Annotated in this window: 15 protein-coding genes; 12 read left to right on the forward strand and 3 right to left on the reverse strand. The window is 73.8% G+C overall.

What is annotated here, in order from left to right; genetic code table 11:
• Positions 1–12: 12 nt before the first annotated feature.
• Complete coding sequence (locus tag OG254_RS25805) at positions 13–453, reverse strand: DUF6153 family protein (RefSeq protein WP_405585957.1); 441 nt, start codon at positions 451–453, stop codon at positions 13–15.
• A 185-nt stretch (positions 454–638) separates the two neighbouring features.
• Here OG254_RS25805 and OG254_RS25810 point away from each other — a divergent pair, with 185 nt between their 5' ends.
• The 10 genes from OG254_RS25810 to OG254_RS25855 all read left to right on the forward strand — a co-directional run bounded on the left by OG254_RS25810 (position 639) and on the right by OG254_RS25855 (position 11,729).
• Positions 639–1,022, forward strand: a complete 384-nt coding sequence (locus tag OG254_RS25810) for a sortase-dependent protein (protein WP_405585959.1) — start codon at positions 639–641, stop codon at positions 1,020–1,022.
• Entirely contained in the window at positions 1,019–1,672 is a 654-nt protein-coding gene (locus OG254_RS25815) for a class F sortase (RefSeq protein ID WP_405585961.1), read from the forward strand. The genes OG254_RS25810 and OG254_RS25815 overlap by 4 nt, the downstream gene beginning before the upstream one ends.
• Before the next feature lie 124 nt (positions 1,673–1,796).
• Positions 1,797–2,288 carry an RNA polymerase sigma factor gene (locus tag OG254_RS25820; RefSeq protein WP_351190363.1) on the forward strand — a complete coding sequence of 164 codons (492 nt, stop codon included), beginning with the start codon at positions 1,797–1,799 and terminating at the stop codon, positions 2,286–2,288.
• Positions 2,272–2,775, forward strand: a complete 504-nt coding sequence (locus OG254_RS25825) for a hypothetical protein (RefSeq protein WP_405585964.1) — start codon at positions 2,272–2,274, stop codon at positions 2,773–2,775. Before OG254_RS25820 ends, OG254_RS25825 begins: the two co-directional genes overlap by 17 nt.
• A gap of 135 nt (positions 2,776–2,910) precedes the next feature.
• Entirely contained in the window at positions 2,911–4,332 is a 1,422-nt protein-coding gene (locus OG254_RS25830) for a hypothetical protein (protein ID WP_405585967.1), read from the forward strand.
• A gap of 67 nt (positions 4,333–4,399) precedes the next feature.
• A complete protein-coding gene (locus OG254_RS25835; RefSeq protein WP_405585969.1) occupies positions 4,400–5,644 on the forward strand; it encodes an AAA family ATPase in 1,245 nt (414 codons plus the stop codon).
• Entirely contained in the window at positions 5,641–6,948 is a 1,308-nt protein-coding gene (locus OG254_RS25840) for a DUF2201 family putative metallopeptidase (protein WP_405585972.1), read from the forward strand. The genes OG254_RS25835 and OG254_RS25840 overlap by 4 nt, the downstream gene beginning before the upstream one ends.
• A gap of 160 nt (positions 6,949–7,108) precedes the next feature.
• Complete coding sequence (locus tag OG254_RS25845) at positions 7,109–9,319, forward strand: MMPL family transporter (protein ID WP_405585975.1); 2,211 nt, start codon at positions 7,109–7,111, stop codon at positions 9,317–9,319.
• 120 nt (positions 9,320–9,439) lie between these two features.
• The gene (locus tag OG254_RS25850) at positions 9,440–10,666 is read left to right on the forward strand and encodes a sensor histidine kinase (RefSeq protein WP_405585978.1); all 1,227 of its coding nucleotides are present in this window, start codon (positions 9,440–9,442) and stop codon (positions 10,664–10,666) included.
• 421 nt (positions 10,667–11,087) lie between these two features.
• Positions 11,088–11,729 (forward strand): TetR/AcrR family transcriptional regulator, encoded by a 642-nt coding sequence (locus OG254_RS25855; RefSeq protein ID WP_147997707.1) that lies wholly within the window; start codon positions 11,088–11,090, stop codon positions 11,727–11,729.
• Between the two features lie 105 nt (positions 11,730–11,834).
• Here OG254_RS25855 and OG254_RS25860 read toward each other — a convergent pair whose 3' ends face one another.
• Positions 11,835–13,463 carry an MFS transporter gene (locus OG254_RS25860; protein ID WP_405585981.1) on the reverse strand — a complete coding sequence of 543 codons (1,629 nt, stop codon included), beginning with the start codon at positions 13,461–13,463 and terminating at the stop codon, positions 11,835–11,837.
• A gap of 120 nt (positions 13,464–13,583) precedes the next feature.
• Between OG254_RS25860 and OG254_RS25865 the strand changes: the two genes are divergently transcribed.
• Both OG254_RS25865 and OG254_RS25870 read left to right on the forward strand, forming a co-directional pair.
• Positions 13,584–14,243 carry a TetR/AcrR family transcriptional regulator gene (locus OG254_RS25865; RefSeq protein ID WP_405585984.1) on the forward strand — a complete coding sequence of 220 codons (660 nt, stop codon included), beginning with the start codon at positions 13,584–13,586 and terminating at the stop codon, positions 14,241–14,243.
• 45 nt (positions 14,244–14,288) lie between these two features.
• Positions 14,289–15,149, forward strand: a complete 861-nt coding sequence (locus OG254_RS25870; protein WP_405585986.1) for a DUF2993 domain-containing protein — start codon at positions 14,289–14,291, stop codon at positions 15,147–15,149.
• A gap of 35 nt (positions 15,150–15,184) precedes the next feature.
• Here the strand turns inward: OG254_RS25870 and OG254_RS25875 are convergent, their stop codons facing one another.
• Positions 15,185–15,856 (reverse strand): hypothetical protein, encoded by a 672-nt coding sequence (locus OG254_RS25875; RefSeq protein WP_405585989.1) that lies wholly within the window; start codon positions 15,854–15,856, stop codon positions 15,185–15,187.
• Between the last annotated feature and the right edge of the window lie 46 nt (positions 15,857–15,902).

A 15,902-nucleotide genomic window follows, 5' to 3' on the forward strand; every position in this document is an offset into this window, starting at 1 on the left:
CTCGGCCTTGTCCTAAGTCCGCAGGATCTGGAGTTCGGCCAGTGAGGGAGGCGCGCGCCCGCTGTCCGGCGCGGTCGCCGGGGAGCGGTGGCCGAGGTCGCCCGTGACGCCGGACCCGGCCGGATCGGGCGCCGGGGCGGGGAGCGCGGGACCGCCGCCGACGGCACCGGAGGCGCAGGTCGGGTCGGCGTGCTGGGCGTGTCCGCCGCCCGTGCCGTTGCCGTGGCAGACGGCCTCGTCGGTCATGGCCGTCATGGCCGTCATCGCCGTCGCAGGGCCGCTCATGGCGCGGGCGTGCCCGTGACCTTGCGCGCTGTGCGGGGCGAGCGGGTTGCCGGGCCCGAGGGCGTGCATCCCGAACAGCCCGGCGAGCAGCCCGAGCAGCACAAGCAGACGCCACGGTCCCGGGATCGGGAGCCGCGGCGCACGGTGCTGCTGTCCACGGGCTGTCACGCCCTCATCGTACGGATGCGACGGGCGAGCGACTCAACGGGTCACCGTCGGCGCGTGCGGGCGCACCCGACGACTTTGCCATCTCTTTACAACCCGCCCCACGGCCGGTTCGTCTCTTCGCTCGACCCGTCACCCAGCCCGCCGGGCACGGCAGTACCGGCGGACCGACGAAAGAGAGCACGTCCATGCGCCGAACCACGCTCAGCGCCCTGGTTCTGACCTGCGCCGCCGTCCTGGCGGCCGGCACGCCCGCGTTCGCCGACTCGGCTTCCCCGGTCCCCAGCGACGAGCCGACCCGGGTCTCGTCCCCCGCCCCCAGCGAGCCGTCGGCCGAGCCGACCCGGGCCCCCTCCCCCGTGCCCAGCGAGGTGTCGCCCGAGCCGACCCGGGCGCCGGGCGGCGGTCAGGTCTCCGTCCGGCCGTCCGGAGCGCCCGACACCGGCGTCACGCCGACGTCCGGCACCGGCACCGACCAGGGCGCGCTGATCGGCGGGGGCGCGGCCGCGCTGCTCGCCGCCGGGGGCGCTGCCACCTTCGTCGTACGGCGTCGGCGGGCGAACGGCGCATGACGGGGCTGTCCAGGCGGGCGTTCACCACGGCGGCGATGGCGTCGCTGCTGGTGGGCTGCGCCGGGCAGGCCACTGAGCAGGACGCGAACGCGAGCAACAGAAGGTCGCGGGGGAGGGAAACGGCGAGGGAAGGGGCGGACGAAGGCCCGTCCTCCGGCTCCTCGGCCTCCACGAACTCGGCGCGCGCACTGGGCCGTTCGGCCCCGGTCCGGCTGCGGATCCCGGCGATCGGCGTCGACACCCCCGTCATCCGGCTCGGCCTGGCGCAGGACGGCACCGTGGCGGTGCCGCCGGTCACGGCCGACGACCGGGCGGGCTGGTACCGCCACTCGCCGACGCCGGGCCAGGTCGGCTCGTCGGTGATCCTCGGCCATGTCACGGTGGGCTCCTACGGGGACGGCGTCTTCCGCCGGCTCGCCGAGCTGCGCCGGGGGGACCGGATCGTGGCCCGCCGGGAGGACGGCACCTCGGCGGAGTTCGTGGTCGGCGCCGTACGGACGGTGGCCAAGGCGGACTTCCCGGCGGAGGAGGTCTACGGGGACGTGGACCGCCCGGAGCTGCGCCTGATCACGTGCGGGGGCCCGCGCGAGGGCGCCGAGTACCGCGACAACGTCATCGTCTTCGCGACGCTGAGCTCGACCGCCCCTTGACCGAGGGAGGAGGATCCGGACCGGGCGGCCGACGGAACGCGAGCCGACGGCCCGGCATCCTCCTCCACGAGTCCCCACGAACCGGTCCCCGCACGTCGTTCCGCCGTCCCGACCATGGAGAGCGTTGAAACGGTCCCGAGACAAGGCAGCGTCCGAGCTGTTCGCCGCCCTGTACCCGCGCCTGGCCGGCTGGTGCCGCCGTCTCGTCGACGACGACGAGACGGCCCACGAGATCGCCTCCGAGGCCTTCACCAGGCTGTGGGCGCGCTGGAGCCGCGTGGAGGAACCGCGCGGCTTCCTCTACGTCACCGCCGCCAACCTCGTCCGGGACCACTGGCGCAAACTGGAGCGTGAACGCAAGGCGATGCGCCGGGTCACGACGGAGGCGGCGGTCACCGCGCACCCGGAACAGACGGACCCGTCGGTGCGCCTCCTCGTCCAGTCCCTGCCGGAACGACTGCGCACCCCGATCCTCCTCCACTACTACGCCGACATGCCGATCCGGGAGGTGTCCGTGCTGACCGGACGCAAAGAAGGGACCGTCAAGGCCGACCTGCACGCGGCCCGCGAACTGCTCCGCGTCCACCTGAGGAGAAGCCTTGACCACACGCTTTGACGAGGACGACGTGGACGGCCCGGAGTTCGCCCCCGACGACCCCCTGATGGTCATCCTCGGCCCGCCCGGCGACCGCCTCGCCCCACCCCCCGGCCACTACGAGACGCTCCGCCGCAGGGCGTCCCGCCGACGCCTGGTGCGTACGGCGACCGGGGTGGGCGTGATGTGCGCCGTGGCGCTGCTGGTCGCGCTGCCGTTCGGCCTGAGCCGCCCGGACACCCCGACCTCCCCGGCGCCCCCGCTCGCACCCCCGCCCGCGAGCGACCGCACGACCGCGCCGACCCCGCCGCCCACCCCGACTCCCTCGGAGCGCCGGACCCGGGCTCCGTCCCCGGTCCGAACGGTGTCCCCGACACCGACGTCCCCGTCGCGGGTGCCGACCTCGGTGCCCTCCGGAGAGCCACAGCCCGCGGACTCCCGGACGCCGGACGAGCGGGTGTCTCCCACGGCCGTACCGTCGATGGACCCGACGCGGGGGGCCGGTTGAGTCAGCGCCCCGCGAACTGGACCGGGGCAGGCGGAAAATCCCTCGCGGCCCGATGCGCGCGGGGCTACGCTCGGCCGCGATGACGACTCACTCTGTTGCCAGATTGGGGGTCCCGTCCGCGCAAGGTGAGTGCTGATGGGCACTCCTTCCGCGAACGGGGAATCCCGGGTTTCCTTTTGGCCGCGCGTGCGCGAGTTCGCCGTGCCGGCCTCCATGATCGAGACCGCGACCGCCCGCCGGCTCACCGGGGACTGGGCGGGGGCGTGTGCCGCCGCGGGGATCGACGTCGATCTCAGTCTGCGTTCCCTGGCCCGCGACCACGGGCGGGAAGTCGCCGCTCTGGTCCGGGACGACCTGCGCGCTCTCGCTCCCGATCTCCTGCGCTGGCACATGCCGCGGATCGCTCCCGACGGGCTGCTGCGTCCCGGCGTGACCCTCGCACTCGCCCGGTACGGCGGCGCGGGGCGGGGACGCCGGCAGCCGCTGCATCTCGTGGTGCGGACGCCGCCCGCCTGGGCGGACGCCGGTCAGCGGATCAGCCTCGCCGTGTGGGACGGGGGACGCGGGCCGGACGGTGTCGCAACCGACGCGGGCCCGCATCCGCATCCACGGCCCAGCCGGCGGTTCCGGCTCGATCTGCATCGGCACCTCTGGGACGCCCGCCGGGCCGGTGAGCTGCGGAGTCGGGCGGGGCGCGGTGCCGCGGCCGACGGCCGGCCGGGGACGGGACGGCCGGATCTGCCGGGGGGTGTTCCGTACGGGGACTTGTGGGCCGTTGACCGGTGGGCCGACGAGGCGTTGGTGCTGCTCCGTGCCGAGGGGCGGTCCTCCGGGGCCGTGATCGTGCGGTTGGGGGGTGGCCGGCGGCTCGTCCTGGAGGTGCCCGCAGAGGCGGAGGCGGAAGCGGGCGGGCTGCGGATCGTGGAGTCCGTCGGCCGCAGTGCCTGCGCTCTGCCCGTGCTGCCCGACGCCGCGACCTGGGTGCTGCCCGACGTCGAGTTGCTGCGGGCCGGTGCGATCGAGGCCGGACGGCTGCATCCGCTGGTCGCCGCCGCGCTCGTACCGGAGTGTGCCGGGGCCGGACGAGCCCCCTCCCCTCAACGGCCCGGACAGCCCCGGTTCGTGCAGTGCCGGGGCGAGCGGCACCGGATCGGGCTGGTCGACGGTGTGCTGGCCCCCCTCGACCACGAACCCGACGAGATCCGGCGCGAAGAACTCCTCGCCGCGCTCACCGGCACTCCGCTGCCCTGCCTCCAGGCCGTCGACGACGCGCACCGCCGTCCCGAGTGCCTGCCCGACGTGCGGGAACGTCTCTGGCACGGCGACATCGCCGGCGCGCTGGCCGTCGTCGAGGGGCTGCTCGGGCCGGACGCGGTGCTGCGGGACGGTGCGCTGCGGGACGAGCTGGCGGCGCTCGCGCGGCGGCGGGTGTCGTACGGACTCTTCAGGGCCGGGCTGGCCGGCCCCCGGCCCGGTCCCGTCCGTTTCGACGAACGCGTGCCCCGCCGTCCCGGTGACCATCGGCGCCGCCCGCGGCACGCGACCTTCTTTCCCTGACCGGCCTGCGCGAAGCGACCTCTCGTACCTGTCCCACGCCCCCTCACGAACCCCACGGTGATCACCCATGCCCACGTGCACTCAGCCCGCCTCCTCCCAACTCGACGTGGCCTCCGACCTGTTGGCCCTCCTGCGCGACACCACGACCGAACCCCGCCCCGACCCCCAGCTGGAGGCCCTCACCCTCGCCGTGGCCGCCGATCTGCCCGTCCTGCTCTGGGGCGAGCCCGGGATCGGCAAGACCGCCGCGCTCACGCAACTCGCCGCCGAACTCGGCCTCCCGCTGACCACGGTGATCGCCAGCGTCCACGAGCCGTCCGACTTCTCCGGGCTGCCCGTCGTCGGGGACGACCCGGCCGAGCAGGGCGTGCCGATGGCCCCGCCGGACTGGGCCGTACGGCTGGTGCGGGCCGGGCGGGGGCTGCTGTTCCTGGACGAGCTGTCGACCGCGCCGCCCGCCGTGCAGGCCGCGTTGCTGCGGGTCGTGCTGGAGCGCAGGATCGGGGCGTTGCGGCTGCCGCCCGGGGTGCGGATCGTGGCCGCCGCCAACCCGCGCTCCTCGGCCGCCGACGGCTGGGAGCTGAGCGCGCCGCTGGCCAACCGGTTCGTGCATCTGCAATGGGCCCACGACCACGAGGTCGTCGTACGCGGACTCGGCGGGACCTGGCCCCGGGCGACGCTGCCCCGGCTCGACCCGCGGAAGCTGGCCGAGGCCGTGGACTTCGCCCGGCGCGCGGTCTGCGGGCTGCTCTCCGGGCGGCCGGCGCTCGTGCACCGGTTGCCGAGCGGGGAGGCGCGGCGGGGCGGGCCCTGGCCCTCGCCGCGCAGCTGGGAGATGGCACAGTCCCTGGTCGCCTTCGCCACGGCCGCCGGATCCTCACGGGAAGTGCTGTCGATGCTGGTGCGGGGCACGGTCGGGGACGGGCCGGGCCTTGAGCTGCTGGCGTGCGTGGACCGGATGGACCTGCCGGACCCGGAGGTCCTGCTCGCCGACCCCGCGGCCGCCGAGCTGCCCGAGCGGGGGGATCTGCGGCAGGCCGCGCTGGACGGTGTGGTGGAGGCGGTACGGGCCCGTCCCGACAAGGCCCGCTGGGACGCGGCCTGGACGCTGCTCGTGCGGGCCGTGGAGACCGGCGCACCCGACCTGGTCGTCGTCCCCGCGAGCACCCTCGCGTCACTCCGGCAGGAGGACTGGGACGTCCCGACGTCGATCGAGCGGCTCTCCGGTGTTGTGACCCTGTCCCGGCGAGCGGACCAGGCGGCTGCCAGAACGGCGGCGATCACCGCGAAGGCGAGGGCGGGCGGCCGATGAGCGCCGACGGCGGCAGGGCCCCGGCCGTGAACGGGGACGACGGCTCGCGCCTCGACCGCGACAAGCTCTTCTCCGCCCGGCTGCACGCCGCCCGGGTCCGTCCCTATCTGGCGACCGCCCTGTTCGCCCTGCATGTCGTCGAGTCGCGGCGGGTGCCGACCATGGCGGTTGACCGGCACTGGCGGTGCTACGTGTCGCCGGGGTTCGTGGAGCGCACGCCGGTGGAGGAGCTGGCGGGGGTGTGGGTGCACGAGGTGTCGCATCTGCTGCGTGACCATCACGGGCGGGGCGACCGGGTGGCGCGTGAGCGGGGGCTGACCGGGCCGGGGGACCGGCTGCGGATGAACATCGCCGCGGACTGCGAGATCAACGACGACGTGTACGGCGACGGGTTGGCCCGGCCCGAGGGCGCCGTCGACCCGGCGGCCCTGATGCTGCGCGACGGTGAGCTGATGGAGGACTATCTGCGCCAGTTCCGGCTGGGCCCGCAGACGCAGGACCTGGCGTGGCTGGACTGCGGCAGCGGGGCCGACGGGCTGGAGCGGGAGTGGGATCTGGGCGCGGGCGGCGCGCACGGGCTGAGCGCGCAGGAACGGGACGCCGTCCGGTTCCGGGTGGCGCAGGGCATCACCGGGCGCCCCGGCAACGCCCCCGACGGATGGCAGCGGTGGGCCGAGGAGGCGTTCCATCCGCCGCAGCCGTGGCGGGAGTTGCTCGGCGCGGCGGTACGGTCGGCCGCGTCCGGTCCCGGCGCCGGCGAGGACTACACGTACGGCCGCCTCTCGCGCCGCTCGGCCTCGGTGCCCGGCGCCGTACTGCCGAGCCTGCGGCGCAGACCGCCCCATGTGTGTGTCGTCATCGACACCTCCGCCTCGGTCAGCGACGCCGAACTGGGCAGCGCGCTGCTGGAGGTCGCCGCGATCTCCCGTGCCGTGGGCGGGCGCCCCGACCTGGTCAGCGTGGTGTCGTGCGACGCGGCGGCAGGAGGTGTGCACCGGCTGTGCCGCGCCGAGGGGATACCGCTGGTCGGGGGCGGCGGTACGGATCTGCGCGAGGGCTTCGCGACGGCGCTGCGGGCCCGGCCCCGGCCCGATGTCGTCGTCGCTCTGACGGACGGTCAGACACCGTGGCCGAGCACCCGGCCGCCGTGCCGGACGGTGGTGGGGCTGTTCCCCCGCTTCCCGAGCTCGTCCCGGCGGGCGCGAGGCGGCTCAGGGGACGAGGACGGCTCGGAGTACGTGCCGGACACCCCGCCGGCCTGGGCACGCGTGGTCGAGATCGGGACGGGCGCCGGGGGGACGTGAGACCTGGGGCCCATCGGGCGGTCGTCCTCCTGGCGGACCCGCCCCCGCCCCGTACTGCATTCTCAGTACCGGCGATTGTCGGCAGCCGCACGACGACACGGCACCCCCCTCCCCGAGAGCCTGGGCACACGTTCGAGTCCCAGATGTGGAGACCCCTGCCGTGGCTACTTTCCTTTATCGCGTGGGCCGTCTGGCCTTCCGGCGGCGTTGGTACGTCGCCCTGGTCTGGGCGGCCGTGCTGGCCGCCGTCGGTCTGGGTGCACTGAAGGCACCGGGAGCCGCCGACGAGGAGTTCTCCATGCCGGGCATCGAGTCCCAGAAGGCGTTCGACCTGATGGACGAGCGCTTCCCGGGAGCGACGGCCGACGGGGCGACCGCCCGGGTCGTCTTCGTCGCGCCGGGCGGCCAGAAGGTGACCGCCGCCGAGAACAAGAAGGCCGTCGAGGAGGCCGTGGCCGAGCTGGGGGACGGCTCGCAGGTCGCGTCCGCCGTCGATCCGTTCCAGGCGAAGGCGGTCAGCAAGGACGGCACGACGGCGTACACGACCGTCACCTACAAGGTCACCGCCAACGACCTCACGGACGCGAGCAAGACCCACCTGGAGCGGACGCTCGACGAGGCCCGCGACTCCGGGCTGACCGTCGAGGCCGGGGGCAGCGCGATGGACGAAGGGGGCGGCGCGGGCGGCGCCGCCGAGGTCACCGGCATGGCGATCGCCGCGGTCGTGCTGCTGATCACCTTCGGCTCGCTGGCCGCCGCCGGGCTTCCGCTGCTGACCGCGATCGTCGGCGTCGGCGTCAGCATGGCCACCATCCTCGCCCTGTCCGACGCCCTCGGCCTGTCCACCACGACCGGCACGCTGGCGATGATGCTGGGCCTCGCCGTCGGCATCGACTACGCCCTGTTCGTCGTCTCGCGCTACCGCGAGGAGCGAGCCAATGGCCTTACGCCGCAGGAGGCGGCCGGGATGGCCGTCGGCACGGCCGGTTCCGCGGTCGTCTTCGCCGGGCTCACCGTCGTCATCGCGCTCGCCGGGCTCTCGGTCGTCGGCATCCCGATGCTCACCAAGATGGGCCTGGCCGCGGCGGGCGCGGTCGTCGTCGGAGTACTGATCGCGCTGACGCTGGTCCCGGCGTTCCTCGGCTTCTGGCCCAACGCCGTCCTGCCGAGGCGGGCCCGCAAGAGCGGCCGTATGGCGGAGACCAAGGCCGACAACGGCGGCACCCGCTGGGCGCGGTTCGTGCTGCGCCGGCCGCTGCCCGTGCTGCTCCTCGGCGTCGTCGGGCTCGGCGCGCTCGCCGTGCCGGCGATGGACCTGCAGCTGGGCATGCCCGGCGACGAGGCCAAGTCGACGTCCACGACCGAGCGCCGCGCCTACGACGCGCTCGCCGAGGGCTTCGGGCCGGGCTTCAACGGGCCGTTGACCGTCGTCGTGGACGCCAAGGGCGACGCGGATCCGAAGGGTGCCGTCACGACGATCTCCAAGGAGATCGGCGGCACGGAGGGGATCGTGTCCGTCTCCCCGGCCCGTTTCAACGAGGCCGGTGACACCGCCGTCTTCTCGGTCGTGCCGTCCACCGCGCCGACCGACGAGAAGACGAAGGACCTGGTGACCGTCATCCGGGACGAGCGTCCGGGCATGGAGGCCGAGACCGGGGCGACCTTCGAGGTCACCGGGACCACGGCCATGAACATCGACATCGCCGACAAGGTGCAGGCCGCGCTGATCCCGTATCTGATCATCGTGGTCGGGCTGGCGATCGTGCTGCTGCTGGTGGTGTTCCGGTCGCTGCTCGTCCCGCTGAAGGCGGCCCTCGGCTTCCTGCTGTCGGTCCTCGCGTCCCTCGGCGCGGTCGTCGTGGTCTTCCAGCAGGGGCACGGCGCCGAACTGCTGGGCGTGGAGCAGACCGGGCCGATCATGAGCCTGATGCCGATCTTCCTGGTGGGCATCGTGTTCGGGCTCGCCATGGACTACGAGGTCTTCCTCGTCTCGCGGATGCGGGAGGCGTACGTCCACGGGGAGCGGCCCGCGCAGGCGATCGTCTCCGGGTTCCGGCACAGCGCCCGCGTCGTCGTGGCCGCCGCGCTGATCATGATCGCGGTGTTCGCCGGGTTCATCGGCGAGAGCGACTCCATGATCAAGATGATCGGTTTCGGGCTCGCCTCCGCCGTGCTGTTCGACGCCTTCGTCGTACGGATGGCCATCGTGCCCGCGGTGCTCGCCCTGCTCGGCGACAAGGCCTGGTGGCTGCCGAAGTGGCTGGACCGGATCCTGCCGCGCGTCGACGTGGAGGGCGAGGCGCTCGGCCGGCGGCCGCAGGCGGAGCCGGACCCGGCCGGGGCGGCCGATCTGGAAGTGGCCCGCACCTGATCGACCGGCCACGCCCGCCAGGGGCCGCCCATGACCTCGTCCTGGGGCATGGGCGGCCCGTCGGCCGTCCGCGACCGCGATCGTCCACCATGGGCCTCAGCCCATCGACCGGAGAGCCGCATGACCACCAGCCAGGAGCGCCGCTACGCGGACCGCCTCGAGGAGTTCTCGGACCGCCGTCCCTTCGCCGTGGACCTGGTACTGGCCGCGGCGCTGATGGGCTGCGCGACCCTCGGCGGCAAGCTCACCCTGCCCGGTGCCACCCCGCCGGACCAGGACGGGACCGCCATCGCCTTCATGGGCGTGGCCTGCCTCGTCCTGCTCAAGCACCGCAGCCACCCGCGCGCCGCCGTGGTCGTGAACGCGGCCTGCACGACCGTCGTGATCGCGCTGGGCTATCTGCTCACCCCGCTGCTGCTGGCCCCCGTCATGGCGGCCCTGTACTGGCTGGCGACCCACACCGACCGCAGAACCACCCGCGTCTACGGTCTGACCACCATGCTGGCGGTGACCGCCGCGGCGGCGATCTCCGACTCCATGGACCATGTGTCGCTGGTGCTCAGGACGATCGGCCCGTTCTTCTGGCTGCTGCTGCCGCTGGCCGCCGGCAACATGACCCGGCTGCGGCGCGCCTACCTCACGGCCGTGCAGGCCCGCGCCGAGCACGCCGAGCGCACCCGGGAGGAGGAGGCGCGGCTGCGGGTCACCGAGGAGCGGATGCGGATCGCCCGCGAGCTGCATGACGTCGTCGCCCACCACCTGGCCCTGGCCAACGCCCAGGCCGGTACGGCCGCGCACCTGGCGCTCAGCAACCCGCAGCAGACGCAGAAGATCCTCACCGACCTGACCGGCACCACGTCGTCCGCACTGCGCGAGCTGAAGGCCACGCTGGGGCTGCTGCGGCAGAACGACGACCCGGACTCCCCGCCGCTGGAGCCGTCGCCCGGCCTTTCCCGGCTGCCCGAGCTGGTCTCGGCGTGCGCGTCGGCCGGGGTCGCCGTCACGGTCAGCACGGAGGGGGAGCCACAGCCGCTGTCCCCCGGCGTGGACCTGACCGCGTTCCGCATCGTGCAGGAAGCACTGACCAACGTCACCAAGCACGCCACCACGGAAGCCGCCTCCGTCCGCCTCACCTACTCCGGCTCCCGCCTCCAGATCACGGTCACCAACGACGGCCCCGCCGCCCCGGTCGCGCAGAGCCGCGGCTTCGGCGTGATGGGCATGCGCGAACGGGCCCACTCGATCGGCGGCGAACTCCACGCGGGCCCACGCCCCGAGGGCGGTTTCGAGGTGACGACGGCTTTGCCGCTGCAGCCGCACGGCGCGGGGGAGGAGGCGGGGGTGTGAGGGGGGCGGGGGTGCGGGGGCGCTGTGCGGCTCGGCTCCTCGGGCTCTCTTCTGCTGATCGCGGTCGGCAACGAAGGCCTGCGCCGCCGCGGTCGCGCAGAGTCGCAGGTTCGGCGTGAACGCGCCCTCTCCGTCGGAGGCGCCCGAGGGCGGCTTCGAGGTGGCGACGGTCCTGCGGCTCCAGCCCGCACGGTGCCGGGAAGGAGACGACCGGGTGGGCGGCGCGGGGCCGCCGGGCGGCTCGGCTGCTCGGGGCTCCCGTGTCCAGAACGACGGCCCTGCCCCGACGGAGGCATCGGCGTGGCGACCGTCCTGCCGCCGCAGCCGCACGGTGCCCGGGACGACGCGACCGCGTGAGGTGTGTAAGGCCATCGTGCGAGAATCCGCGTACGTGTATCCGTCCCGATCCATCGAGGTTTCCGTGACCAAGCCCGTCGCCCGCGAGCCGTTGCGGCGCAATTCGCGGGCCAACCGGGAGCGCATCCTGGCCACGGCCCGTCAGGAGCTCGGGCGGAACCCGGACGTCACGCTGGAGGAGCTGGCGCGGGCCGCGGGAGTCGTACGGCGCACTCTGTTCGGTCACTTCCCGGGGCGGGAGGCGCTGCTGGAGGCGCTTGCGGAGGAGGCGTCCGAGGCGTTGCGCAGCGCGCTGGCGGACGGCGCGCGGTTCGCGGAGACCGAACCGGCCGAGCGGGCGCTCGCCGGCTTCGTGTTCTCGCTGTGGCCGGTCGGTGATCGCTACCGTCTGCTGCTGTCGCTGGCCAAGCGCGACCTGGGCGCGCAGCGCGTCGCCGAGGTGCTGGCGCCCGCCCGCGCGACGGCGACGGCCATCCTGGAGCGGGGGCAGCGGGACGGCGTCTTCCACACGCATCTGCCGGCCCCCGCGATGAGCGCGGGTCTTGAGGCGATGACGGTCGCGCTGCTGGAGTCGGTCAACGCCGGGCTGCTGGAGGACGACGGAACCCGGATCGCCGTCACCACGCTCATCGCGGCCGGGGTGCCGGAGGAGCGGGCGCGGGGTGTGGTCGAGGCGGTCGCGCCCACGGTGGCAGACAGCGACTGAGTCGCCGCCGCTCTCCCCAATGGCCCGTCCCCTCCCGGCACCGTCCGGGGCCGTACGCCGCTCAAGGCACGGCCCGTTCAGGGGTGACGTCCGCGTCCGCTCCGCTCAGGCGGTGCCCGACGCGGCCTTCTGCGAATCGGCCGTCTCCCGCGGCGCGGTCCCGTCCTGGCTAGTGTGCGCGCCCGCCTTGCGGCGACCCGGCAGCACCGCGAGGACGATCATCGTCCCGGCGGCCATGATGATCCCGCCGGTCAGGCTGGTCTGGGCGACGCCGTGGGCGAAGGACTCGTGCACCGCGTCGACGAGGGCCTGCGCCTGCTGGGCGCCGCCGGCGGGGTTCTTCGCGATCTCCTCGGCGACCGCGAGACCGCCGCCCACCGAGTCCTTGGCCGTCTCCAGCGCGGCGTGCGGAAGCTGCGACCCGCCGATCAGGTCCGTGAGCCTGTCGCGGTATGCGGTGCCCAGCAGTGAGCCGAGGATCGCGATGCCCAGGGCGCCGCCCAGCTCCAGCGAGGTGTCGTTGGCGCCGCCGCCGACGCCCAGCTCCGACTCGGGGAACGAGCTCATGATCGTGTCGGTGGCCGGGGACACGCTCAGGCCGATCGCGAAGCCCAGCATGATCAGCGACGCCAGGAAGTCGGTGTACGAGGAGCTCTCGTCGATCCGGGTGAGCAGGAACACGGCGACGGTGCCGATCAGCATGCCGGTGACGACCATGGCCTTCACCCCGAGCTTCGGGGTGAGCCGTCCGGTCACCGCGGCGCCGACGAAGACGGCACCGGCCAGCGGCAGCAGCCGTACGCCGGTCTCCAGCGCGCCGTAGCCGAGGACGAACTGGAGGTACTGGGTGGCGTAGTACAGCGCGCCGAAGGTGCCGAAGAAGAAGAACAGCACCGCGAGCATCGAGCCGCTGAACGGCCGCTGGGCGAACTTGCGCACGTCCAGCATGGGGTGCGGGTGACGCAGCTCCCAGACGACGAAGGCCAGCAGACCGACACCGGCGACCACGGCCGCGGCGACCGGGCCGGCGCCCCAGCCGAAGTGCGGGCCCTCGATGGCCGCGTAGACCAGCGAGCCGACGGAGACGATGGACAGCAGCCCGCCGACGTAGTCGATCCGGCCGATGCCCTGCGCCTTCGACGGCGGCACGAGCGCCAGCGCGCCGACGGCGGCGACGATCGCGATGGGCACGTTGATCAGGAAGGTCGAGCCCCAGGCGTGGTCCTCCAGGAGCCAGCCGGCGACCAGCGGGCCCACGGCGATGGCCAGGCCCGAGGTGGCGGTCCAGCCGGTGATGGCCTTGGCGCGCTCCTCGCGGGGGAAGATCGCGACCAGCAGGGACAGGGTGGCCGGCATGACGACGGCGGCGCCGACGCCCATGACCGCGCGGGCGGTGATGACCAGGCCGGTCTCGTCGACGAGGCTGCCCATCACCGAACCGGCCGCGAAGATCAGCAGACCGGTGACGAGGGCGCCGCGACGGCTGTACTTGTCGCCGATCGCGCCCAGGACGAGCATCAGCGCGGCGTACGGGACGGTGTAGCCGTCGATGACCCACTGCAGGTCGCTGCTGCTCAGGTCCAGATCCCGGGTCATGTCGGGCGCGGCCACGATCAGCGACGTGTTCGCCATGACGACGATCAGCAGGCTCAGGCAGAGCACGAGCAGTGCCCACCAGCGCCGCGCGTACGGGCCGGTCATCTTCTCGACGGGTGTGTTGGCAAGGAAGGGCACGGGGACTCCCAGGGGGCTGCGAGTTATTTGCACATCGATGAGCAGACTAGTTTCTTGCTCGCCGATGTGCAAATATCGCGGTCAGCTTCTCTGAACCCCCCTCCGCACCGAGGTGCCGCCGTGAGCAGCCCGACGCCCCAGCCACCCGCACGAACCCGCCGTACGACGACGGTCACGCGCGCCCGCATCCTGGACGCGGCCCTGCGGGAACTGGGCCGCAACCCCGACAGCAGCCTCGGTGACATCGCCGAGGCCGCCGGGGTGGCGCGCCGCACCCTGTACACGCACTTCGCGGGACGGGCGGCGCTGGTGAAGGGCCTCGCCGAGGACGCCGTAGGGGCGATACGACGTGCGGTGGCCGACGCGAGCGCTCCCGGCCCGGGCGCCGACTGCGGCCCCACGGGTGCCCTCGCCCGCTTCGTCCTCACCCTCTGGCCGGTCGGTGACGCCTATCGCACGCTCATCGGCCTCGCCCGCCAGGACCTGAGCCCCGCGCAGGTCGGCGAACTCCTCGGCCCGGCCCGCGAGACGGTCGCCGGCATCCTCGCCGAGGGGCAGCGCCGGGGCGTCTTCCACACCGTCGTCCCGCCCGGCCCGCTCAGCGCCGCCATCGAGGCCCACCTGCTCGCACTCCTCGACACCGTCCACACCGGGATCTGGGCGGACGACGGTTCGGCCGCCGCCACCTCCGCCCTGATCGCCGCCGGGGTCGACAGCGCCGCCGCCGCCGCGACGGTGCGCCACCTCTCGACGACCCGACCGCCCCACCCACACCCCTGACGACCGACCCATCGACCCACCGACCCCACGCAGGAGGGCAGGCCCATGCGCCGGATGCAGCACGGACACGACGACTACGACTACGGCTACGGCTCTGACGGACACGACAACGGCTATGGCGAACCCGGCTACGGCTACGACCACGAACGTGAGAACGCCTACGCGGGCGCAGACGAAGGGTCCGGCGAGCCCCGCCGCCGACGGCGAACGCTCGCCCTCCTCGCCGCCGGACTCGTCACCCTGGCCCTCCTCCCCGTCGTCGTCGACCGGGCCGTGGCCGCCCGCATCGAGTCGCGTACGGCGAAGGCGTTCCAGCAGGGCATGGACACACCCCTGCCGCCGGAGGTCCATGTGCGCGGCTTCCCGGTCGTGACGCAGGCGGCCTCCGGCACCCTGCGACGGGTCGACATCACCGCCCACGACATACCGGCGCAGGGCACCACCCGCCCGCTGCCGGTGTCCGAACTCTCCCTCCGGCTGGACGGGTTGACGAAGTCCGACGACGACAGCGAGGCCCGGGCCCGCAGCGCGCGGGCGACCGCCTCACTGTCGTACACGGACGTCTCCGACACTCTCGGTCTGGAGATCTCCCAGGGCAGCCGCCCGGGTCGGGTGAGCGCGGTCGTCGTGCTGCCGCTGGGCGGGGAGGTCACCGTGGAGACGTCGGTCTCGGCCGTCTCCGGCAACCGCATCGCCTTCAAGGACTTCGAGGTCACGGGCGGTGCCCTGCCCGCCGCCGGAAGCCTGATCCTGGACCGGGTCTTCGAACGGCCGATCCCGCTGCGGAACATCCCCGACGGCCTGCACCTGCGCTCGGTCACCACCACGGCCGACGGCCTCGACGCCGACTTCACGGGCCGCTCGGTCACCTTCCGACCTCAGGACACGGCGCGGGATGACACCTAGCCAGGTAGGGGCAACCGCAGCGGAGGACGCCGATGTCAGGCGCCCAGGGCGAGCGTCCCCGCCCCCTGGCCGGGCATGTCCTCCCAGCCGCGGATCCTGTCCGCGAGGCGCTTCAGGCGCGCGTCCGACGGGGGCACGTCGATCTGGAAGTGGGACTCGTTCGGGCGGCGGAAGTCTCCGGCCCAAGCCACCACGCCCTGGCATTCCTTGAGGATGTCGCGGACCGTCGCCAGTTGGTGGGGGAAGAGACCGCCCCTGGCGCCGGCCGGGTACCAGGTCGGGCGGATCGCGACCGCCGTCCCCGAGGCGTGGTTGGTCGCGTAGCCCTTCAGCGTCCTGTCCGCCGGGCGGAAGCCGATCACCTCGCCGTGAGCGAGAGTGTCGATCTCGTAGTGGTAGCGCCGGATGACATGCACGAGCACGGTGGCCGCCTCACCGATGCGCAGGGCCACGGAGACCGAGCTGCCCGGCACCTGGCGGGTCCAGATGGCGCCCGACTCGTCGGCCTTCGGTTCCATCGGCCAGCCGTTGGCACTGGTCGGGTGCGTACGCGGGCCGTCCACGGCGGCCCGCGCGGATGCGGACCCGGACCCGGACGCGGACGCCGGGGAGGGGAGCGCGAGCGTCGCGAGGCCCGCCGCCGTGGTCAGGCCGACGCCGGTGCGCAGTACGGAACGCCGCGGCGGGTGTGGGGATGAGAAGGTCATGCCCGTCCTCTCTGAGAGCGAGTGGTGCGATGGGTGGGGACGGGTG

The organism is Streptomyces sp. NBC_01092, from assembly GCF_045039535.1.
In the GTDB taxonomy this organism is placed as follows: Bacteria; Actinomycetota; Actinomycetes; order Streptomycetales; family Streptomycetaceae; genus Streptomyces.

What these genes read in the sequence shown, in the direction of transcription:
- OG254_RS25810 (WP_405585959.1), top strand. Translation starts at nt 639, where the DNA reads ATGCGCCGAACCACGCTCAGCGCCCTGGTTCTGACCTGCGCCGCCGTC.
- OG254_RS25815 (WP_405585961.1), top strand. Translation starts at nt 1,019, where the DNA reads ATGACGGGGCTGTCCAGGCGGGCGTTCACCACGGCGGCGATGGCGTCG.
- OG254_RS25830 (WP_405585967.1), top strand. Translation starts at nt 2,911, where the DNA reads ATGGGCACTCCTTCCGCGAACGGGGAATCCCGGGTTTCCTTTTGGCCG.
- OG254_RS25835 (WP_405585969.1), top strand. Translation starts at nt 4,400, where the DNA reads ATGCCCACGTGCACTCAGCCCGCCTCCTCCCAACTCGACGTGGCCTCC.
- OG254_RS25840 (WP_405585972.1), top strand. Translation starts at nt 5,641, where the DNA reads ATGAGCGCCGACGGCGGCAGGGCCCCGGCCGTGAACGGGGACGACGGC.
- OG254_RS25850 (WP_405585978.1), top strand. Translation starts at nt 9,440, where the DNA reads ATGACCACCAGCCAGGAGCGCCGCTACGCGGACCGCCTCGAGGAGTTC.
- OG254_RS25870 (WP_405585986.1), top strand. Translation starts at nt 14,289, where the DNA reads ATGCGCCGGATGCAGCACGGACACGACGACTACGACTACGGCTACGGC.
- OG254_RS25875 (WP_405585989.1), bottom strand. Translation starts at nt 15,856, where the DNA reads ATGACCTTCTCATCCCCACACCCGCCGCGGCGTTCCGTACTGCGCACC.